Raw genomic sequence first — 20,723 nt, forward strand, 5'->3', positions numbered from 1 at the left:
ATGAAAATTCTCTACGACCACCAGATCTTCAGCATCCAGGACTTCGGCGGCGTGTCGCGCTACTTCCACGAGCTGCTCGAGCACGCCGGCCCCGGCCTGACGGCGGAGCTGCCCGTGGTGCTCAGCAACAACCTGTACCTGCACGACCGGCGCCACACCCGTCACCACGAGTTTTTTCGCCGGCTGCCGCTGCGGGGCCGGTGGCGCCTTATGCAGTACGTCAACCACCAGGCCACGCTGCGCGCCCTGCGCCGCCAGGATTTCGACGTCTTTCACCCCACGCTGAACAGCTCCGCCTACTTTCTCGACTTATTGGAGGAGAAACCGTTCGTGCTGACCATCCACGACATGATTGAGCGACTGTTTCCGCAGTTCTACGCCGGGCCCGGCACGGGGGCGGCGCAGGAGCTGCTGAGCCGTAGGGCCAGCCGCATCATTGCCGTATCGGAGCATACCCGCGCGGATATTCTGCGGCTGCTGCCGGTGCCGCCGGAGCGGGTGGAGGTCATCTACCACGGCTACGCCCACCGCGAGTACAGCGCCGCCGAAAGCCGGGTGGCGGCACCGGCCAACTACGTGCTGTATACCGGCACCCGGGCCCTATACAAGAACTTCAGCTGCCTGGCCGAGGCTTTTTCGCAGCTCAGTCAGCGCGCCTTTCCCGACCTGCACCTGGTCTGCGCCGGGGGGCACCCGTTTACGCCCGTGGAACGGGAACTGCTGCGCCGGCAGGGGCTGGCCGGCCGCGTGCACCATTTCGGGCTGCTAACCGATGCCCAGCTGCAGCAGCTCTACCGCGGGGCGCGGGCCTTCGTGTTTCCCTCGCACTACGAAGGCTTCGGGCTGCCCATTCTGGAGGCGTTCGGGCAGCAGTGCCCGGTGGTGCTCAGCCGCGCGTCCTGCTTTCCCGAAATAGCCCAGGATGCCGCCCTCTACTTCGACCCCAACCAGCCGGCGGATCTGCGCCAGCAGCTGGAGCGCCTGCTGGGCCAGCCGGAGCTGCGCGCCCACCTCACCCGGCTCGGCTACCTGCGGGTGCGCGACTTCAGCTGGCAGCACACCGCCGCCAGCACCCGCCAGGTGTATGAGGAAGCCCGCGCGGCCACCCCCGTTTTTTCCCACTGACCGGCTCTCCCCGCCATGATCATCAGCCTGCGCTTCCGCTACACCCTGCTTATCCTGGCCTTTCTGGTCACGGACCGGGCCTTCACGGAGTTTGTGTTTGTCAACGAAGACGATGGGGTGCTCAACCGGTACAACTACGTGCTGGTGGCCCTGTCGCTTTACACCATCGGGCGCAACTACCGCTACCTGAAAGGCCTGATGCGGGGCTGGCTGTGGGTGCTGCTGGCCGGCCTGCTGGCGCTGGCGCTGGAGTCGTTTGCGGGCTGGGGCTCGTGGCTGGTTTATCCGCACGTATTTTCCAAGTACACGGCCCTGCTCCCGATTTTTGCCGTGTACGCGTATTATGCCCGCCACGGGCTGCCGCCGCTGGAGCTGCTCATGCGCCTGCTGCTGCTGGGGCTGCTGACCAACCTGCTGGTGTATCACCCTGAGGCGCTGAGCCTGTCGGCTTTTCTGGATAATGAGCGCGGCTTTGGCTCTACTTCGGCCATGCTGGTGCTGCTGCCCACGCTTTATTATCTGAACGAGTACCTCACCCGGGGCGGGCTGCTGCGGCTGCTGGTGTTTTTTCTGGGCCTGGGCCTGATCGGGTTTTTGCAGCACCGCTCGGTGTGGCTGGCGCTGGGGCTGGCGCTGCCGCTGAACGGGCTGCTGCTGGCGCTGGGCCGCGTCGAAGGGGCGCGCCTCACCTCCAGCCGCCTGCTGCCCATAGTGCTGATTCCGCTGCTGCTGGTGATTTCGGGGGGCCTGGCCGTGCTCAGCGACCCGCAGGTGCGGCAGAAGCTCGACGCCAGCGTGCAGGACATTCTGCACCCCGACAAGCAGGGCACCGGCAGCTGGCGGCTGCGCCAGTACGAATCGTACGAGCCGTTTCTGCGCGAGTATCCCGTGGCCGGCATGCGCCTGAAGGGCTTCGAGCTGCCCATCCAGTTTTATGCGCCCGACTCCGACCAGCCCGTGTGGCCCGACTGGACGGGCCATCATTTCCACAGCTTCTACGTGGACCGCCTGTTCTATTTCGGCGGGCTTGGGGTGCTGCTCGTGCTGCTCGTGCCCGTGCTGCAGCTGGGGCGGCGGCTGCGGCAGCCCGTGCCGCTGGCCCCGGCGGCCGCCACGCTGGCCGTGTTTGCGCTGAGCATGCTCGTCTACGGCATTTCCTACGACTGGCCACCCTTCTTCTACGCCATGCTGGGCCTCGCGCTGGCCGCCGCCGCCCCCGTTTGGGTGCCCCGGCCCACCTTGCCCGCGCCCGCCGCCTTCCCACGCCCCGTCCTTTCCCCGCTTGCGCTCCTATCCACAACCGACCATGCTACCGCTGCCGCCGCCTCCGACTCCGGACACTGAGCTTTCGGCTCCCGTCCTGCTCCTGCTGTTTAATCGGCCCACGCCGGCCCGCCGCGTCTTCGAGGCCGTGCGGCAGGCCCGCCCCGCCCGGCTGTACGTGGCCGTGGACGGCCCGCGCGCCGACCGGCCCGCCGAGGCCGCGCTGTGCGCGGCCACCCGCGCCGTCGTCACGAGCGGCGTCGACTGGCCCTGCGAGGTGCAGACTCTGTTTCGGGAAGCCAACCTGGGCTGCAGCCGGGGCGTGGCGGGGGCCATCCGCTGGTTTTTCGACCACGAGCCCGAAGGCATTATCCTGGAAGACGACTGCCTGCCCACGCCCGGCTTTTTCCGGTTCTGCCAGGAGCTGCTGGCCCGCTACCGCCACGACACCCGCGTGATGCACATCGGCGGCAACAATCTTTCGCCCGACGCCCAGCACCCCGCGGCTGCGGCCGGCGAAGCCTACCACTTTTCCGGGCAGGTGCACAGCTGGGGCTGGGCCACCTGGCGCCGCGCCTGGCAGCACTACGACTTTCACTACGCCCAGCTGCCCGAGCTGCGCCGCCGCGGGGCCCTGCCGGGCATGTACCCCTCCTTGCTTGAGCGCCACTACTGGCTGCGCAAGTTTGAGGCCATGCGCACCGGGCCCCAGCCGCCCCACACCTGGGATTACCAGTGGCATTTCAGCGTGGCCGCCAACTCGGGCCTGGCCATTGTGCCGGCCGTGAACCTGGTGACTAATATCGGCTTCGGCGACGACGCCACCCACACCTTCGACCCGCTCGACCGGCTGGCCCACCTGCGCACGGCGGAGCTGCAGTGGCCGCTGCAGCACCCGCCCGGGGTACTGCGCGACTGGATCCGCGACCAGCGGCACTTCCGGCAGCACCTCACCGAAAGGGCCGGGTTCAAAATCCGACAACTGCTGCGCCGGCTGCTGCCGGTCCGGTCCGGCGCCCTGGCCCCTTCCTTGCCTGCTCCTGCCCTGCCGCCCACTCCCAACACCTTTGCTACTTCCATTTCGTCATGAACGTGCTGCTCTCAGTTTACGCCTGCAACCCCGCCCATGGCGGCGAAGACGGCAACGGGTTTCACTGGGCCTGGGAAATGGCCCGCCGCGGCCATTCCGTCTGGTGCCTGACCACCCCCCCCAACCGCGCCGACATTGCCGAGTTTCAGGCCCGGCACGCCGATGACCCCGACGCCCGGCGCCTGCACTTCACCTTTATTCAGGTGGCGCCCCTGTTCCAGTTTCTCTACCGCTGGCAGTTTGGCGTGTACCTGCACTACATGGTGTGGCAATTCGTGGCCTGGCGCCGGGCGCGGAAAATGGACCGCACCATCCACTTCGACCTGGTGCACCACGCTACCTACAGCAGCCTCAAGATGGGCTCCTGGCTGTGGCGCCTGGGCAAGCCGATGATTTACGGGCCCGTGGGCGGCGCCCAGAAAGCCCCCGTGGCCTTCCGCCGCTACTTGCCCGGCTGGTTCCGCACCGAAACGCTGCGCACGGCCTTCACCTGGGTGCTCACCACCTTCGACCTGAACCTGCACCAGAACCTGCGCCACGCCACGCTGGTGCTGGCGTCCAACGACGAGTCGGCGGCGCTGGCGCGGCGGCTGGGCGCCAAGCGGGTGGAGCTGTTTCTGGATACGGGCCTGCCCGAAGCCTTCCACGCGGTGAGCTGCCCCGTGCGCCTGTCGCAGCCGGTGCTGCAGCTGCTGTGGGTGGGCCGCCTGTACCCCAACAAGGCGCTGCCCCTGGTGCTGGATGCCCTGGCGCAGGTTGACCCGTGGATTCCGTTTCACCTCACCGTGCTCGGCGACGGGCCGATGGAACATCTGGTACCGGGCTGGATTGAGGAGTACGGCCTGCAGGGGCGCGTGACGTGGCGGGGCCGCGTGCCGTGGACGGAGGTGCACGACTGCATGGTCAGCCACGACGTGTTCATCTTCGGCTCCCTGCGCGACTCCTTTGCCTCGCAGTTTATGGAAGCTATGGCCACCGGCCTGCCCATCATTACCCTCAATCACCAGGGGGCCCGCACGTTCCTGCCCGCGGCGGCCGCCATCAAGGTGCCGGTGACGCAGCCCGAAGAAACCACCGCAGCCATGGCCCGCGCCGTGGAATACCTCTACAACCACCCCACCGAGCGCCTCGCCATGGGCCGCGCCGGCTACGAGTTTGCCCACCTGCAGACCTGGCCCAACCGCCTGGAGCGCGTGCTGACCATGCTGGCCGAAGCCGGCCTCGAAACCACGCCCCGGACGGCTGACGGGCGGCTGACCCCGCCGCCGCCCGTCAGCTCCCGGCGCCGGGCGGAGCTTTCCTGGCCTAAGTCGCCCACGCTGGCCCACTGACGCCCGCCGACGCTGCCTGCCCCGCTTCCCGTCCAGCTTCCGATTTCCCGATACGCGCTGCCGTCTTATGCTCTACCTCGTCATCCCCGTCTTCAACCGCCGCGCCTACACCCGCGCCTGCCTGCTGTCGTTGCGCGAGCAAACCTGCCCGGAGTTCCGCGTCATCGTCGTGGACGACGGCTCGACCGACGGCACGGCCCAGATGCTGACCGACGAGTTTGGGGAGGTGGAAGTGGTAACCGGCGACGGCAGCCTGTTCTGGACGGCGGGCGTAAATGCCGGCATCCGCCGCGCCCTGGTCCACGGCGCCACCCGCCTGCTCACGCTCAACAACGACGTGCTGGTACCGCCCGATTTCGTGGAGAAGATGCTGCTCTGGGCCAACCGCCGCCCCGAGGCCGTGCTGGGCGCGCTGGAGCTGGATGCCGCCACCGGCCAGCCCATCTACGGCGGCGAACGGGTGAACTGGCGCACCAACACCAGCCAGTACCTGCTCGAAGAGCTGCCCCAGACCCGCCGCCACGGCCTGCACCCGGTTACCTATCTGCCCGGCCGCGGCCTGCTCATCCCGCTCAGCGTTATTGAGTCCATCGGCCTGTTTGATGAGCAGCGCCTGCCCCACTACATGGCTGACTACGACTATACCAGCGGGGCCCGGCAGCACGGCTTTCCGGTGTACTGCAACTACGACGCCGTGCTGAGCACCTACCCCGAGGAAAGCGGCCAGCAGCAGACCCGCCGCCACCGCAGCCTGCGCGGCTACTACCAGCATCTGTTTGGCATCCGGGGAGGGGGCAACCTGCGCAACTTCACCCACTTTGCCCTCAAGAACTGTCCGCCCCGCTACATGCCCTACTACCTGCTCAACGGCTACGCCCGCCGGCTGGTGGGCTACTTTCTGCACTAGGCCCCTGCTAAGCCCCGAAGGCCGGCCGGCTGAGCTGCCGCCGCCGTTGCGCCTGATTTTCCGATTTCCACTTCACCTGCTTCCGCCGATGGTCATCGTCACGAAACGTACCGGGCAGCTGGGCAACCGGCTTTTTCTCTTCGCCCACTTCGTGGCCAATGCGGCCGAGTATAAGTATGCGCTGGCCAACCCCAGCTTCCGGGCTTACGCGCCCTACTTCGAAGCTACCGCCACCCAGGATTTCGGGGGCCTGCCCATCCGGCTGCAGGTATTTCGCCGGGCGCGCCTCGATTACGTGTTTCGGCTGGTGCAGCACTCCCGCCTGTTCCGGGTGCTCCAGCAGGCCCTGCGGCTGCTGCCCCGGCGGCTGGCCGCTTCCGCCCTCATTGCCGACGAAGACGGCCCGGATTTCGACCTCAACCGCCCCGACTACCTGGCGCCGGCCCGGCAGGGCCTCGTGCTGGCCCACGGCTGGATGTTCCGCGACAAGACCCACCTGCGGCAGCACGCGCCCCTGATCCGTCGCCTTTTTGCCCCCGTGGCCGTGCACCGCCACGCCGTGGCGCAGCTGCTGGCCCAGTGCCGGCACAGCTGCGACGTGCTGATAGGCGTCCACATCCGCCGCGGCGACTACGCCACTTTCGCCGGCGGCGCTTTCTACTACAACAACGCCGCCTACGCCGCCCGCATGCGCGAGGTGCAGGCGCAGTTTGCGGCCGGCACGCGCGTGGCCTTTCTGCTGTGCTCCAACGAAACGCTCGACGAAGCGGACTTTGCCGGCCTGCAGCTGCACCGCGCCACGGGCCATTTTGTGGAAGACCTGTACGCCCTGGCTTCCTGCGACTATGTGCTGGGGCCACCCAGCTCCTACTCCATGTGGGCTTCGTTTTACGGCGCCGTCCCGCTGTGCCACCTGCACCGCCCCGATCAGTCCGTCACCCTGGCTGATTTCCGGGTGTTTCTCGACGGCTGAGGGCGGGCAAATACGTCGACCCTGTTCCTGCCCATGCTTCCGGCTGCTGTCCGGCTTTCCCGGCGCTCAATAATCCCCCACCGCTATGCCTCTCGCCGCGCTGCTTCGTCCCGGATTTGCCGCCAGCCTGTTGTGCCTGGGGCTGAATACCTCGCAGCCGGTGGCCAGCACCACGCTTGTTATCCGGCACGGCGGCACTTATACCGGCACTTTCACCAGCGACGACTCCGACACGCCCTGCATCCGGATCGAAACCACGGAGCCGGTCGTCCTGAACCGGTGCGTGCTGCGGGGGCCCGGCAATCTGATTGAGGCCACCCGCGGGGGCGCCAATCTGACCATCAGCCACTGCCGGGGCTACGGCCTGCCGCCCACCGCCGACCAGCGCTACCCCGGCCGGTTTGCCCAGATCAACCAGGCCACGGCCGTACGCATCGAGCACAACTACCTGGAGCACGTCAGCGGTATTGCCGTGTACCTGTGGGCCGGCGACGGTACGCCGGCCCAGACACTGCGCGTAGTGGGCAACCAAGCCCGGAATATGGATGGCCGCTACCGCAACGGCGGCGGCACCTTCGCTAATTTCCTGGGTTTGATCGGGGTCCGCAGCCTGGCCAATATGGAAGTAGCCTGGAATGAAGTCATCAACGAGCCCAACCAGAGCCTGGTTGAAGACAACATCAACTTCTACAACTCCGGCGGCACCAAAGTCAGCCCGGCCAAGCTCCACGACAACTACATTCAGGGCGCTTACCCCTTCCCGGCTACCAGCGCGGCATATTCCGGCTCGGGTATCACGCTGGACGGCGACGGCGGCTCCGCCCTGACCACCACGGCCTTTGTTGAGGGCTACGGTAACCAAATCGTGTCGACCTGCGCAGCCCTGAACATTGCGGCCGGCCACGACAACCACTTCTACAACAACCGCATGGTAACCAGCGGCTACCTGCCCGACGGCACCAAGCTGGTGGCCAACTACGCCGCCGCCGGGCTGTGGAATCAGTATAAAAAACCGCCCACCGTGTTCTACAACAATCATTTTCGCAACAATACGATTGGGTTTGTGCACTGGGGCGGTACTACGCCCTACCCCAACCGCCAGGATCTGAGTCCGGGGGCCTGCCCGGCCTGCACGGGTACCACTCACCTGCCCAACCCTGTTACCCTGCAAACGGAGCAGCACGAGTGGCAGCTTTGGCAGCAGAAGCTTCGGCAAGCCAATCGGCACGTAGGGCCCGAATAAGCCCCCGGCAGCAGAGCCCGATCAACTATTGTCCGCCCCTGCTCATCAATTGCTGGGGCCGGGTGCAGTATGCTGCCCAACGTGGCAGGGGGTAGCCGGCGCCGGAACGCGTGCTTCGGCGCTACCGCAACCCCGGTCATCCTACTATCCGCTTGCTATTCAACCCTGACAGAGGTAACACGATGTACCTACTGGTCAGTTGACTAGCAAAATTTTGGCGTTTAACAGATTTTCAGCCCGCCGCCTGATTACCCAAAAACCGGCCTATCTGCCTGAGCACTCATTTTTAGTTGCCGGGCATATAATCCATTGTTATAAAAGTACAATATTAAAAATAATAAATATTTTTTAGGACGCCATTTTAATTTATACATTTGCATTGAACCTCTTGCATCACTTTATAACTTTTACAAGTTGTTAAATGATCAGGTTTTTCAAAATGCAGCCATATCACTCCCAAGTTGAGTTTTGGATTGCACCGATTGAAGAACCGCAATAGCTGGTCAATGTGATTGACAGCGGGCTGGGATGAAATGTGCTGAGAGAATAAAAGCCCAATAAAAGACCTGAAATCAGCCTTGAGCGACTAACTACCCTGGTAGTAAGGTGCGGTGCTGGCAGCGTATCCTGACAGCCCACCGTACGTGGCAACCCTGGCAACGCTGCTACCCTCAGTTGGCAGGCGCTGAGAAAAGGCTTTTTTGAACAATAGCACATATTTGATTTCAGCTTTTGGAACAAATTGACTTAATCCTCGGTTTGACCAAACATCCATATATAGGACTTCTTCACCAAAAGTACCCAAAATGCAAAAAGCCTCTGCAACCCATTTTTCACCTGCTCTCCGCCCACGCACCGGTGCTGGCCTTTTGCCTTTATCGGCAATGCTGTTTTTCCTGGTTTCCTTCTTCGGACCCCGCCAGGGCCGGGCGCAAGCGCCCAACATTACCTATGCGGCCCCTCTGGTAATCACCCAGGGCGGTACCTACACCGGCAACTACCGCAGCCTCGACTCGAACGTCCCGGTTATCAAGATTGAAACCACCCAGCCCGTTATCATTGAGAACTGCGTGCTGGCCGGCGCCGGCGACCTTATTCAGGCAAAAATGGGGGCCAACTACAACCTGGTGGTCCGCAACAACAAAGCCTACGGCCTCACTCCCAGCCTCGATAATACCCGGCGGGGACGGTTTGTGGAAGTAAACGGCGGCATTTCCGTGCGCATCGAAAACAACTACGTGGAGCACGTGAGCGGCATTGCCATCTACTTGTGGAACGGCAACGGAACGCCTTCGCAGACGCTGACCGTAACGCGCAACGTGGTGAGGAACGTAGATGGGCGCTACCGCAACGGCGGCGGCACCTTCGCTAATTTCCTGGGTCTGATTGGGGTCCGCAACCTGGCTAATATGGAAGTGGCCTGGAATCAGGTCGTCAACGAGCCCAACAACAGCAAGGCCGAAGACAACATCAACTTCTACAACTCCGGCGGCACCCAGGCCAGCCCGGCCAAGCTCCACGACAACTACATTCAGGGCGCCTACCCCTTCCCGGCCAACAGCGCGGTGTATTCCGGAGCCGGCATCACCATTGATGGCGACGGTAACTCGCCCACGCTGACCAGCGCCTTTATCAACGGCTACAACAACCAGCTCGTGTCGACCTGCGCCGCCCTGAACATTGCGGCCGGCCACGACAACCACTTTTACAACAACCGCTCGGTAACCAGCGGCTACCTGCCCGACGGCACCAAGCTGGTGGCCAACTACGCCGGCATGGGCCTGTGGAACGCGTATCAGCAACCGTCCACCGTTTTCTACGGCAACTCCTTCGACAACAACCTGATCGGGTTTGTGCACTGGGGCGGCACCACGCCCTACCCCAACCGTCAGGACACGAGCCCGGGCAACTGCTCGCCCTGCACCAACTCGACCCACATGCCCAACCCGGTCACGCTGCAAAACGAGCAGGCCGAATGGACCTACTGGCTGAACAAGCTGCAGCAGAACAACATCGTGATTGGCAACGGCGGCAGCGGCCCAGCCCCCAATGCGGCCCCTACCGTGAGCCTGACGGCGCCGGCCAACAACCTGAGCGTGGCCGCTAATACGGCCCTGACGCTGACGGCCACGGCGGCAGATGCCGACGGCACGGTGGCTAAAGTGGAATTCTTCAACGGCACCACTAAGCTCGGCGAAGACCTCTCCGCTCCTTACCAGCTCAGCTACACGGCTGCCGCCACGGGGACCCTCTCGCTCACGGCCCGCGCCACCGACAATGCCGGGGCGGCCACCAGCTCCGCGGCCACCAGCGTAACCGTCACGGGAACGACGACGGTCGGCACGCCGCCTGCAACGCCGGCTAACGCCACGTTCTTCCGGGCCCTGAACGTAAACGGGGGCGCGGTGACGGTTGACGGCAAAGCCTGGGAAGCAGCTTCCGGCGCGGCCAACGTGCAGATTGCCGGAACGCCTTTCGCTGATCAGAACGCCACGCTCAACCCGACTACCGATGCCAGCCGCGCCAGCATGATCCGCTCTTCGGTGTACGGCCCTACCACCAGCGCCGCTATCGGCGGGGTTTCGGCCGGTACCTATATCGTGTACCTGTATGTGTGGGAGGATAACAATGCCCAGGACTTCACCGTGACGCTCGAAGGCCAAACCGTGCAGACGGGCCACAACAGCGGCGCGGCGGGCCGCTGGGACCGGTTGGGTCCGTTCACCGCCAACGTGTCGGACGGGACCATTAACGTGAGCACTGCCGGCGGCGACGCCAACCTGTCGGGTGTGGAGATCTGGAAGCAGAACACGGTTGCCAACCCGAACACGGCCCCCACGGTGAGCCTGACGGCTCCGACGGCCAACGCCAGCGTCCCGGTAAGCACGGTGCTGACCTTGACGGCCACGGCGGCAGATGCCGACGGCACGGTGGCTAAAGTGGAATTCTTCAACGGCACCACCAAGCTCGGCGAAGACCTCTCCGCCCCTTACCAGCTCAGCTACACGGCTGCCGCCACGGGCACCCTCTCGCTCACGGCCCGCGCCACCGACAATACCGGGGCAGCCACCAGCTCCGCGGCCACCAGCGTAACCGTCACCCCGGCAACACCGCCGGCCACCACTGCCACGTTCTACCGGGCCATTGACATTGATGGCTCACCGGTGCAGCTCGACGGCAACAGCTGGCAGGGCCGCAATGCGCAAGGCTACACCGTCAACGGTACCGGCTTTGCCAATCAGGGCATCAACCTGACGCCGGCCACCACCACGGCCCGCGCCCAGATGATTCGCTCTTCGGTGTATACCAACGCGCTGAACTTCCGCATGACGGCAGTGCCGAACGGGACGTATGATGTGTACGTGTACATCTGGGAAGACAACAACCCGGAAATCATCAGCCTGGCAGTAAACGGCCAGGCCGTGCAGACCAACCTGAACACCGGCACGGCCGGCAGCTGGAAAAAGCTGGGGCCGTACGCGGCCAACGTGACCGGGGGTGCCATCAGCATCACCAGCACGGGCGGTACCATCAACTTTTCCGGGGTGGAAATATGGCGCCGGAGCACCAGCACCACGTTCAGCCCCGCCGCGCCAGCTACTCCCACTACGCTCAAGTCGACGGCCAGCCTGGCGCCGTCCTCTTATCCGGTAGCTCAGCAGCAAGCTCTGGCCACCGCCGGGTTGCGGGCCGAAGTCATACAGGTCGCTTTGTCCGGCCGCCCCGGCGCCTCAGTGCTCAGCTCTTCGCTCGCCGCTGAAAAGGATGCCTGGCGCCGGAGCCTGACGCTGACTCAGCAGCCGATCAGCACTGGCTTTGATTTGAGGCTGGCTTCCCGACCGGCCATGCCACGCGGCTAACAACGCCGGCGCCTCGTCGCTTCTTTGGGCAAAAGCCTGTTTCCTTGCTGGAAACAGGCTTTTGGTTTTTCCGCCAGCAGCCTAACTCTCCGGATTGCCGAAGCCATGTACGGCCTTAATACTATACGTTATTGGAATCAGTAAATATTTAAGCACTCTAAGTTGCTTTTTTGATTTTAAATACAATAATTTGTTCATAAAGTTCTACTAATAGCCCAAGGTGGAGCTGTTGACTTGTCTTCTACTTACTCTCCGTTCCATGAAGCGCGCACTCATTACCGGTATTACGGGGCAGGACGGGTCCTACCTGGCCGAACTGCTGCTGAGCAAAGGCTACGAGGTCCACGGCATCAAGCGCCGCTCCTCCCTCTTCAACACCGACCGCATCGACCACCTCTACCAGGATCCGCACGAGTCGAACGTACGCTTCAAGCTGCACTACGGTGACCTGGCCGATGCCACCAACCTCATCCGCATCGTGCAGGAAGTGCAGCCCGACGAGATTTATAATCTGGGCGCCATGTCGCACGTGAAAGTATCGTTCGACACGCCCGAGTATACTGCTGACGTAGACGGGCTCGGTACGCTGCGGCTGCTGGAAGCCATCCGGATTCTGGGCCTCACGCACAAGACCCGCATCTACCAGGCTTCCACGTCCGAGCTTTACGGGCTGGTGCAGCAGGTGCCCCAGTCCGAAACCACGCCCTTTTATCCCCGCTCCCCGTACGCCGTGGCCAAGCTCTACGGCTACTGGATTACGGTCAACTACCGCGAGGCTTATAATATGTATGCCTGCAACGGCATTCTGTTCAACCACGAGTCGCCGCTGCGGGGCGAGACCTTCGTCACGCGCAAGATTACCCGGGGCGTGGCCCGCATTGCGCTGGGGCTGCAGCAGAAGATCTTTTTGGGCAACCTGGACGCCCGCCGCGACTGGGGCCACGCCAAAGACTACGTGGAAGCCATGTGGCTGATGCTGCAGCAGGACCAGCCCCGCGACTACGTTATTGCCACCGGCGTGACGACCACCGTGCGGCAGTTTGTGCTCCTGGCCTTTGCCGAGCTGGGCATCGAAGTCCGCTTCGTGGGCGAAGGCGTGAACGAGGTAGGCTACGTGGCAGCCTGCTTCAACCCCGACTATATGCTGCCCGTCGGGCAGGTTATCGTGGCCGTGGATCCGGCCTATTTCCGCCCTACCGAGGTAGAGCTGCTCATCGGCGACCCCAGCCGGGCCAAAGCCGAACTGGGCTGGGCTCCCCGCCACGACCTGCCGGCCCTGGTCAGCGACATGGTGCAGGCCGACGTGCTGCTGTTCCGCCGCGACACCGTGCTGCTGGAAGCCGGCCACCAGGTGATGTTCCACGATGAGTAGGCAGCAACACCGGTTTATGAACGAGCCGACCGCTTGTGCGGGTTCTGCTCGCCCTCAACCGTCGCTTCGCCTGAGCCTGTCAGCCCCTGATTTCACTGCTACCCAGTATGGACTACAACGCTAAAATATACGTGGCCGGCCACCGCGGCATGGTGGGGGCGGCCCTGGTGCGCCGCCTGCGCCGGGCGGGCTTCAACAATCTGGTGGTGCGCACCTCCGCGGAGCTGGACCTGCGCAACCAGGCGGCCGTGGCGGATTTCTTCGCCGACGAGCAGCCCGAGTACGTGCTGCTGGCCGCCGCCCGCGTCGGCGGCATCCACGCCAACAACACCTTCCGCGCCGACTTCCTGTATGACAACCTGATGATTCAGAGCAACGTCGTTCAGCAAAGCCACGTGCACGGGGTGCGGAAGCTGCTGTTTCTGGGGTCCTCCTGCATTTACCCCAGGCTGGCGCCCCAGCCCATCCGGGAAGAGCACCTGCTTACGGGCCCGCTCGAACCCACCAACGAGCCCTACGCCATTGCCAAAATTGCCGGTCTGAAGCTGTGCGAAGCCTACCGCTCGCAGCACGGCAGCAACTTCATTACGGTGATGCCCACCAACCTCTACGGCCCCGGCGACAACTACAACCTGGAAACCTCGCACGTGCTGCCCGCGCTGCTGCGCAAGTTCAGCGAGGCCGCCGCGCAGGCGGCCCCCGCCGTCACGGTCTGGGGTACCGGCACCCCGCGCCGGGAGTTTCTGCATGTCGACGACCTGGCCGATGCCTGCCTGCACCTGCTGCGCCACTACGACGGGGCGCAGCCCGTGAACGTGGGCACCGGCAAAGACATCACCATTCAGGAGCTGGCTGATCTGGTGGCCGAGCTGACCGGCTACCCCGGCGAGGTGGTTTTTGATTTTGCCCGCCCCGATGGCACGCCCCGCAAGCTACTGGACGTGAGCCGGCTGCATGGCCTGGGCTGGCACCACCGCATCGGGCTGCGCGAGGGGCTGCAGCAGGTCCTTACGTCGGCCGACTGGCTGCACGCCACCCAGCCAGTCGCGGCCCTGCACTGATTCGTGGGTCTTTCCTTCACCTTCAAGCGCCTGTTGCCATGTACAACGTCATTACCCGGGCCCGCCGCCGGGCCGGTCGGCTGCTGCGCGAAATCGTCCCTTTCCAGCAGCACTACAAACCCGTTGGAGTAGCTGAGCACAGCGAGAGTCTGCGTGCCCACCCGGCCAGCCGGGCACAGTTTCACCCGATAGTGCCCGCCTATACCTCGCACTTGGCCGTGCCGGATGACTTCTACGCGCGGGCTTCCGACTATGGCGGGCTCTACGGCAAGCCCCAGCGCCAGGAGCAGGTGCCGCCCAGCTTCGTGCTCACGCTCGAAGACGGCCGCCTGTACGCCGACAACCTCGACAGCGTAGCCATTATCACGGCCGACAACCAGCTGGTGGGCGATGTTTCGTTTCAGTTTACCAGCGCCCAATGGAATTTGTGCCGGGCCGCCGACAACAGTATTTTCCGCCAGCGCTACTTTCTGACGCCGGTAGAAGTGCCCGGCACGGTGTGTAGCCTGCTTTCGGGCGGAGGCGCGGCCACCGGCAACTACTACCACTGGCTGATCGACTCCCTGCCGCGGCTGCATCTGGTGCGTGAGGCCGGCCTGCTAAGCCAGATTGACTACTTTCTGGTGTACGACAAGACCAAGCGCTTCGTGCTGGATACGCTGGCGCCGCTCGGCATCCGCCCCGAGCAGCTGCTGGACGTACGGACCCACGCGCACCTGCGCGCCCGGCGGCTGGTGGTGCCCTCGGCCGTGCGCGGCACCCAGACCCACACGCCCGGCTGGGCCTGCGACTTTCTGCGCGACGCGCTGCTCCCCAGCCCGCTGCCGGCCCGGCAGTTTGGCCCCTACGTATACATCAGCCGCCGCGACGCCCCCGGCCGGCACGTACGCAACGAGGCTGCCCTGGAAGCGCTGCTGCAAGACTACGGCTTCGAAACCCACATCCTGACGCCCTACTCCCAGGCCGAGAAAGTTGCGCTGTTTGCCCACGCCCGGGTTGTCATTTCGGCGGTGGGCGCGGGCCTGGCCAACATCGTGTTCTGCCCCGCCGGTGCCCAGCTGATTGAGCTGCTGCCGGAGCGCTTCATGGTGCCCGACTACCTGGAGCTGGCCGCCCGCCTGGGCGTGCGCCACCGCTACCTGGTCTGCTCCGACCCCCACCTGAGCAGCTCCCGCGGGAAAGCGCAGTTCGACCACGTGACGGTGGACCTGGCGGAGCTGCGCCGGCAGGTGGAAAAGGCGCTGGACCGGCAGCCCACCCCGGCCTGATTTTCTTTTCACTTCTATTTCTGCTCCGCTATGGCATCGGTTGTGCTTTCTCTCGTCACCTGGAACAGCGGCGCTACGGTCGAAGCCTGCCTGCGCTCCGCCCTGGCCCAGACGTACCGCGACTTTGAGTTCTGGATAGTCGACAATGCCTCAGTGGACGACACCTGCGCCCGGGTCGCCGCCTTTGCCGCCGCCGACCCGCGAGTTCGGCTGCACCCGCTGGCCACCAACACCGGCTTCTGCGGCGGCCACAACTACAGCCTCGACCGGACCCGATCCGACTACGTGCTGCTGGTGAACCCCGATATTGAGATGGCGCCCGACTATCTGGCCCGCGCCGTGGCCGCCATGCAGACTGATGCGCGGATTGGCACCGTGTGCGGGCTGCTGGTGCAGTCGGCCGAGGCCGACCCCTGCATCGACAGCGCCGGCATGGATGCTTTGCCCGACGGGCGCTTCCAGCTGCGGCAGCACGGTCAGCGCCTGAGTCAGGCCGGCCCGCTCACGGCCCACGAGGTGGATGGCGCCGATGGCGCGCTGCCCCTGTACCGGCGCCGCTTTATCGATGACCTGCGGGTGGAAGGGCAGTTCTTTGACGAGCGGTTCTTTGCCCACAAGGAAGACTGGGACGTGGCCTGGCGGGGGCGGCTCTACGGCTGGCGGACCCTGTTTGAGCCAGCCTGCCGGGCCGTGCATCCCCGCTGCTTCCGCCCCGCCGACCTGAAGCTACGGCGGCGCCTGTCGGCGTCGATGAAGCAGGAAGCGGTTAAAAATCAGCTGCTGCTGCTGCTCAAAAATCTGGAGCCGGGCCGGATGGTGCCGGTGCTGGCGCGGGCCCTGCCCCGGCAGCTGGCCATTCTGGCCTACAGCGTGCTGCTGGAGCGCGACTCGCTGCAGGGCTACGCCAGCGTGTGGCGGCAGCGCCGGGCCGTGTGGCACAGCCGGCAGCTGGTGCAGCACCGCGCCCGGCAGCCGTGGGTGGCCCCGCCCCTGCCTGCTGCTGCTGCCGGCTCCGACTGGGAGCCCCTGCTCAGCATTTGCGTGCCTACCTACCACCGACCCGAAATGCTGGCTCGCACGCTTCGCTCCCTGGGGCCCCTGCCCGACGACGTAGAGCTGATAGTATCCGACAATTCGACGGATAACAACTTTTCGGAGCACATGACCAGGCACGTGCTGGACGGCCAGCCCGCCGGTCAGTGGCGCTACTTCCGTAATGAGCCCGGCGGCACTGTAACCAGCAACTGGACCCACTGCCTGCGCCGGGCCCGCGGCCACTTTGTGCACATGCTCCACGACGACGACTACCTGCTGCCCGGGGCGCTGGCCACCATGCTACGGACCCTGCGCGTCGTGCGCGGCCAGCACGAGGCCGTGCTGTTCGGCGTGAGCGTGGTCGACATTCAAGGCAACCTCATCAGCCGGAAGCAAGCCCGCGCCGCAGGCTACCTGCCGCCCGCCGTCGCCCTGGAGCAGGTTCTTACCGACTCCTCCTTCGTGCGCATTCCGGCCATTGTGGTCAGCCGGGCAGCGTACCAGGCAGATGGTCTGCCCGACCCGACCCAGCTCAACACGGATGACACCGAGCTGTGGGCGCGCCTGTTTGCCCGCTATGGCGTTTACCGCGTGCCCGAGTGCGTGGCGGCGTACACAGTGCACCCCGGGGCGCAGACCACGGGCGTGTTTAATGAGCGGATCATCGGGCTGCTGCTGCGCGTTTTCCAGAAGGCCGACAAGACGCACCTGCTGTCACAAAGCCGGTTGCGGCGGGCCCAGGCGCTGTTTTTCCACCAGTTCATCCTGGCCGGAGCCTACCGTTCCCTGCGCCGCCGCGACGTGCCCGCTGCCCGGCGGGTGCTTAGTCTGTTCGCGGTGCCCGCCCTGCGTGCCCTGCCGGTACCGCTGCGGTGGCTGCCGGTGCGCATGGCGTTTGAGCTGCTCACCTGGCTGGGACTGCCCGTAGCCACCGGCAGACCAACTTAGGGCCCTGCACCCGGAGCAATGCCAAGCACACGGGCCACCACAGGCGGGCGGCTTGCGGCGCCACTGCGTCAGATTGGCATCCGGGCCCCGGGACAACTCAGCCAGCCGGCGTCAGCGCTGGCTGCCGGGTAGTCAGCAGCGGAGTGCCTTGCTCATACTGCTGCACCCATTCCGCCGGAATCCGGCCCAGATCGGCGAGGCGATAGTACATATCGAGCGTGGTGCCGGTGCAGCGCGTGTCGTGGTTGGGCGCGGCGCGGCGGGCTTTCACATCGGCAAGATTTACCATCCGAAAGTCGATGCTGAAGCGGGAGCGGCCGGTGTGGTTGGGCACGGTGGAGTGCAGGTGAGCGGCCGAAAACACCATCAGCCCGCCCACGGGCATTACCAAACGCAGCTGGGGTTCCATGGCCAGCGCTTCGAAAGGCTGCGGCCGCACCCGCCGGTCGGGCGTACCCGGGCTGGCCGCAAGGCGCGCGCCTTCGGCATCCCAGGCCCGGCAGTTGAAGCCTTCCGACCCGTTGGGCACGGGCTCGGCCCAGTACTGCGGGTGAAACGCCATGCCATTGCCTGGCTCAAATCCGTAAATCGGCAGCCACCAGTTGATTTGATTCATGGGCCCCGAAAACCAGGTGTCGCGGTGGGCTTCGAAGGAATAGGCCAGCCCCCGGTTCAGGTAGGCGTGGCTGGTGGCCGTGCGCATCCGCGGTACGTCGAAGTACGTCTGGGCGGGGTCGCAGCCGAAGTCCCGCAGAATACTCTGGACCAGCTCCTTGGAGTGCGGGTGGTTGATAAAGGCCGGCTTAAAGCTGGCCAGCACCCGCTCGTACTCGGCCGGATCGAGGGCGTGCTGGGCCGTCACGGGGTCGAGGTTGCCGAAGGCCGGCTCGATAAACTCGCGGGCAAAATCGACCAGCGCCTGCACGCTGGCCCGCGGCGAATACACAAAGATCTGGCCTTCAAAAAGCTGCGGCCGGCGCTGCTCGTCAGTTGCGGGGGCATCAAAGTAGACGGTGTTCATGGCGTAAAGACCGGTTGAGGGTGAAAGAAAGCGGCAACGGCGGGCGCCGGCTCGGTCAAATATCTGGTGGCCGGGGGCTGGGCTGGAGTAGTGGCTGGCCGCGGTGCCGACCGCACCGGCAGGTCGTGCAGGATAGCGGTGGCGGGCAGGCGCAGCACGCTCACAACCAACTCGGCCAGGTCAGCTGGCTGAATGTAGGCGGCCGGGGCGTAGGGCTGGTTGTCTTCGATGCAGAGCTGGGCCGTCAGCGGGGTGGCCACCCGACCGGGGTACACGCTGAGCACCCGCACCCCGGCCGGCCGCAGCTCTTCCCGGAGGCTGTCGGCCAGGGCTTTCAAAGCGGCTTTAGTAGCCGCATACTGCCCGTTTTGCGCCCGGCTGATGATGGCCGCCATGGAATTAATAAACACCACAGAGCCCTCTGCCGCCAGCCGGGGCAGCAACAGCTGGGTGAGCAGGTAAGGGGCCCGCACGTTGAGCTGATACTGCTCGTCCAGCTCGGCAACCCCCTGAGTACCCAGCAGGCCGTGCCGTACGATGCCGGCCGCGTGCACCAGGAAATCCAGTCGGGCAAAGGCCGGCGGCAACATTCCGGGCAGGGCCCGCAGGCCCGCATCATCGGTCAGCTCCAGCGGCACGGCCACCACCAGCCCGCCGTAGCGCCGGGCCTGGGCCGCCGTGGCGGCCAACCGGGCAGCATCCCGCCCCAACAGACACACGGCAACGCCAGCCTGAGCCAGCGCCAGCGCCAGGGCCTGCCCTATTCCGCCGCTGGCCCCGGTAATCAGGGCCGTGCGGCCGGCCAGGTCGAGGCTGGTTTTAGCGGCACCGGCCAGTTCAGCAGTTCCCATATGCGGAGGTAGTAGCAGGGTTAGAGAATGATTCGGGCTCTTCCGCCAGCAGCCCGCAGTCCAGTAGTGCCCGGGCGGCCTGCCCCAGCACCGCGAAGCCCAGCCCACTGCGCTCGGCCATGTCGAGCAGCGTCGCCTGGCCATCGGCCAGATTGAGCACCCAGAGCAGAGCCAGCTGCCAGGGGGCGCCCTCCAGGCCGCCACCGGTGGCTTTGTACAGGCCGCGCCGACCCAGCTGCGGCTCGCCGTAAGGACTCAGGTTGCGGTAGCGGCGGTTGGCTTCCAGCCGGTCTACGATGGTCTGACACAGCTCCAGGGCGCCGGCAAGCGCGGCGGGCCGCACAAAATCGGGGTTATCCGCGGAGGTGTGGTATTCCGGAAATTCGCCATACGGAGTGCGCGAGAGGCAGCCCACCGGCAGGTCGAACCCCGGCGAGCAGTACTGCCGCTCGTCGTAGCCGGAGGGCACAAAGTCCTGCAGGTGGTGGGGCAGGTTGGTTTCGCGCAGGACCAGGGCCACCAGGCGGTCAATTTCCGCGGTGCCCCGGCGCGACTTTTTATACGTGAAACTGCCCGCTGAGCCCAGCAGCGTGACCACCAGCCCGTGCCGGATGCGGCCCACGGCCCCGGCATTGCGGCTCAGCCAGACCAGCGAGCCTATCGTGCCGGGCACGAACACGAAGCGGTAGGTGTAGCGGCGCGGCTGCCGGGCCAGGTGCTGCGCCAGAAACACCGCCACCGTCAGCCCCGAGAGGTTGTCGTTGGCCAGCGAAGGATGGCAGATATGGCAGGAAATCAGCACTTCTTCGGCGCTGGAACCCGGCAGCAGCAGCTCCCCATACGTCAGGCTGCCTGCCGCCAGGGTGCTGTCGATGCAGACTTCGTAGGCCGGCTCGTTCAGGCGCAGCAAATCCTGGTGGGGCAGGCAGAAGCCCCAGCTTTCGGTGTAGTAGCTGGTGCGGTACGGAATCAGGTGGGGCTGGGCGGGCAATGAGTGCAGGTGGGGCAGCAGCTCGGCGCGGGTGAGCCAGCCCTGCACCGGGACGCTGTAGCTGACCACGTGCAGGTTGTGGCGCTGAAAGTCGATGACCCGCTCGCCGCGCCGGTTTTTCACGTAGGCGTCGCGGATGTTCCACTCCCGGGGCACCTGCCAGTCGTAGGCCGGGGTGCCGGTGGGCACCTCGTGCACCTGCAGGGCGGGCAGGTACTCGCGCACAATCTGCAGCGTCTGCCGTACGCCTTCCCCCGTAATGCTGCGGCACAGCGGAAACAGGCGGGTCAGTAGCGCGTGCATGGCGGCACCGGCCGCCGCGGCGGCGGGGGCAGCAAGGATGGGCGGCAGCGGGGCTGGTTCCAGGATTTGCGCAGTCATACC

15 protein-coding genes are annotated in these 20,723 nt (G+C 65.2%); 12 read left to right on the forward strand and 3 right to left on the reverse strand.

All coding sequences use genetic code 11. The annotated features are described in order from the left end of the window. The 12 genes from ABD842_RS05205 (at position 1) to ABD842_RS05260 (ending at position 17,476) form a co-directional block, all read left to right on the forward strand. Entirely contained in the window at positions 1-1,125 is a 1,125-nt protein-coding gene (locus tag ABD842_RS05205) for a glycosyltransferase family 4 protein (protein WP_345111016.1), read from the forward strand. 15 nt (positions 1,126-1,140) lie between these two features. Continuing rightward, on the forward strand, positions 1,141-2,469 hold the full coding sequence (locus tag ABD842_RS05210) for an O-antigen ligase family protein (protein ID WP_345111019.1): 1,329 nt from the start codon (positions 1,141-1,143) through the stop codon (positions 2,467-2,469). Continuing rightward, positions 2,432-3,478 carry a nucleotide-diphospho-sugar transferase gene (locus ABD842_RS05215; protein WP_345111022.1) on the forward strand — a complete coding sequence of 349 codons (1,047 nt, stop codon included), beginning with the start codon at positions 2,432-2,434 and terminating at the stop codon, positions 3,476-3,478. The genes ABD842_RS05210 and ABD842_RS05215 overlap by 38 nt, the downstream gene beginning before the upstream one ends. Continuing rightward, a complete protein-coding gene (locus ABD842_RS05220) occupies positions 3,475-4,809 on the forward strand; it encodes a glycosyltransferase family 4 protein (RefSeq protein WP_345111025.1) in 1,335 nt (444 codons plus the stop codon). Before ABD842_RS05215 ends, ABD842_RS05220 begins: the two co-directional genes overlap by 4 nt. Before the next feature lie 67 nt (positions 4,810-4,876). After that, positions 4,877-5,716 carry a glycosyltransferase family 2 protein gene (locus ABD842_RS05225; RefSeq protein WP_345111026.1) on the forward strand — a complete coding sequence of 280 codons (840 nt, stop codon included), beginning with the start codon at positions 4,877-4,879 and terminating at the stop codon, positions 5,714-5,716. A gap of 88 nt (positions 5,717-5,804) precedes the next feature. Then, positions 5,805-6,689, forward strand: a complete 885-nt coding sequence (locus tag ABD842_RS05230; RefSeq protein WP_345111028.1) for an O-fucosyltransferase family protein — start codon at positions 5,805-5,807, stop codon at positions 6,687-6,689. An 85-nt stretch (positions 6,690-6,774) separates the two neighbouring features. Then, positions 6,775-7,932, forward strand: a complete 1,158-nt coding sequence (locus ABD842_RS05235; protein WP_345111030.1) for a hypothetical protein — start codon at positions 6,775-6,777, stop codon at positions 7,930-7,932. 884 nt (positions 7,933-8,816) lie between these two features. Then, entirely contained in the window at positions 8,817-11,792 is a 2,976-nt protein-coding gene (locus ABD842_RS05240; RefSeq protein ID WP_345111033.1) for an Ig-like domain-containing protein, read from the forward strand. Positions 11,793-12,051: 259 nt separating this feature from the next. Then, positions 12,052-13,164 (forward strand): GDP-mannose 4,6-dehydratase, encoded by a 1,113-nt coding sequence (gmd, locus tag ABD842_RS05245; protein ID WP_345111036.1) that lies wholly within the window; start codon positions 12,052-12,054, stop codon positions 13,162-13,164. A 107-nt stretch (positions 13,165-13,271) separates the two neighbouring features. Then, the gene (locus tag ABD842_RS05250; RefSeq protein WP_345111038.1) at positions 13,272-14,225 is read left to right on the forward strand and encodes a GDP-L-fucose synthase family protein; all 954 of its coding nucleotides are present in this window, start codon (positions 13,272-13,274) and stop codon (positions 14,223-14,225) included. Between the two features lie 38 nt (positions 14,226-14,263). Beyond that, positions 14,264-15,493 carry a glycosyltransferase family 61 protein gene (locus tag ABD842_RS05255; RefSeq protein WP_345111041.1) on the forward strand — a complete coding sequence of 410 codons (1,230 nt, stop codon included), beginning with the start codon at positions 14,264-14,266 and terminating at the stop codon, positions 15,491-15,493. Between the two features lie 42 nt (positions 15,494-15,535). After that, a complete protein-coding gene (locus tag ABD842_RS05260) occupies positions 15,536-17,476 on the forward strand; it encodes a glycosyltransferase family 2 protein (RefSeq protein WP_345111044.1) in 1,941 nt (646 codons plus the stop codon). A gap of 97 nt (positions 17,477-17,573) precedes the next feature. On the opposite strand, the gene ABD842_RS05265 is transcribed toward ABD842_RS05260, so the two are convergent. Genes ABD842_RS05265 through ABD842_RS05275 form a run of 3 tightly spaced genes read right to left on the reverse strand, consistent with a single transcriptional unit; the run spans position 17,574 to position 20,720 of the window. Beyond that, positions 17,574-18,497 (reverse strand): hypothetical protein, encoded by a 924-nt coding sequence (locus tag ABD842_RS05265; RefSeq protein ID WP_345111047.1) that lies wholly within the window; start codon positions 18,495-18,497, stop codon positions 17,574-17,576. Continuing rightward, entirely contained in the window at positions 18,494-19,348 is an 855-nt protein-coding gene (locus tag ABD842_RS05270; protein ID WP_345111049.1) for an SDR family NAD(P)-dependent oxidoreductase, read from the reverse strand. Before ABD842_RS05270 ends, ABD842_RS05265 begins: the two co-directional genes overlap by 4 nt. Then, positions 19,335-20,720 carry a DUF4910 domain-containing protein gene (locus tag ABD842_RS05275; protein WP_345111052.1) on the reverse strand — a complete coding sequence of 462 codons (1,386 nt, stop codon included), beginning with the start codon at positions 20,718-20,720 and terminating at the stop codon, positions 19,335-19,337. The genes ABD842_RS05270 and ABD842_RS05275 overlap by 14 nt, the downstream gene beginning before the upstream one ends. Positions 20,721-20,723: the final 3 nt, after the last annotated feature.

The sequence above is a fragment of the Hymenobacter algoricola genome, from assembly GCF_039539525.1.
In the GTDB taxonomy this organism is placed as follows: Bacteria; Bacteroidota; Bacteroidia; order Cytophagales; family Hymenobacteraceae; genus Hymenobacter; species Hymenobacter algoricola.

Excerpts from the sequence above, each read along its gene's own strand:
- ABD842_RS05205 (WP_345111016.1), top strand. The coding sequence starts at position 1 with ATGAAAATTCTCTACGACCACCAGATCTTCAGCATCCAGGACTTCGGC.
- ABD842_RS05210 (WP_345111019.1), top strand. The coding sequence starts at position 1,141 with ATGATCATCAGCCTGCGCTTCCGCTACACCCTGCTTATCCTGGCCTTT.
- ABD842_RS05215 (WP_345111022.1), top strand. The coding sequence starts at position 2,432 with ATGCTACCGCTGCCGCCGCCTCCGACTCCGGACACTGAGCTTTCGGCT.
- ABD842_RS05220 (WP_345111025.1), top strand. The coding sequence starts at position 3,475 with ATGAACGTGCTGCTCTCAGTTTACGCCTGCAACCCCGCCCATGGCGGC.
- ABD842_RS05225 (WP_345111026.1), top strand. The coding sequence starts at position 4,877 with ATGCTCTACCTCGTCATCCCCGTCTTCAACCGCCGCGCCTACACCCGC.
- ABD842_RS05230 (WP_345111028.1), top strand. The coding sequence starts at position 5,805 with ATGGTCATCGTCACGAAACGTACCGGGCAGCTGGGCAACCGGCTTTTT.
- ABD842_RS05235 (WP_345111030.1), top strand. The coding sequence starts at position 6,775 with ATGCCTCTCGCCGCGCTGCTTCGTCCCGGATTTGCCGCCAGCCTGTTG.
- ABD842_RS05240 (WP_345111033.1), top strand. The coding sequence starts at position 8,817 with ATGCTGTTTTTCCTGGTTTCCTTCTTCGGACCCCGCCAGGGCCGGGCG.
- gmd (WP_345111036.1), top strand. The coding sequence starts at position 12,052 with ATGAAGCGCGCACTCATTACCGGTATTACGGGGCAGGACGGGTCCTAC.
- ABD842_RS05250 (WP_345111038.1), top strand. The coding sequence starts at position 13,272 with ATGGACTACAACGCTAAAATATACGTGGCCGGCCACCGCGGCATGGTG.
- ABD842_RS05255 (WP_345111041.1), top strand. The coding sequence starts at position 14,264 with ATGTACAACGTCATTACCCGGGCCCGCCGCCGGGCCGGTCGGCTGCTG.
- ABD842_RS05265 (WP_345111047.1), bottom strand. The coding sequence starts at position 18,497 with ATGAACACCGTCTACTTTGATGCCCCCGCAACTGACGAGCAGCGCCGG.
- ABD842_RS05270 (WP_345111049.1), bottom strand. The coding sequence starts at position 19,348 with ATGGGAACTGCTGAACTGGCCGGTGCCGCTAAAACCAGCCTCGACCTG.
- ABD842_RS05275 (WP_345111052.1), bottom strand. The coding sequence starts at position 20,720 with ATGACTGCGCAAATCCTGGAACCAGCCCCGCTGCCGCCCATCCTTGCT.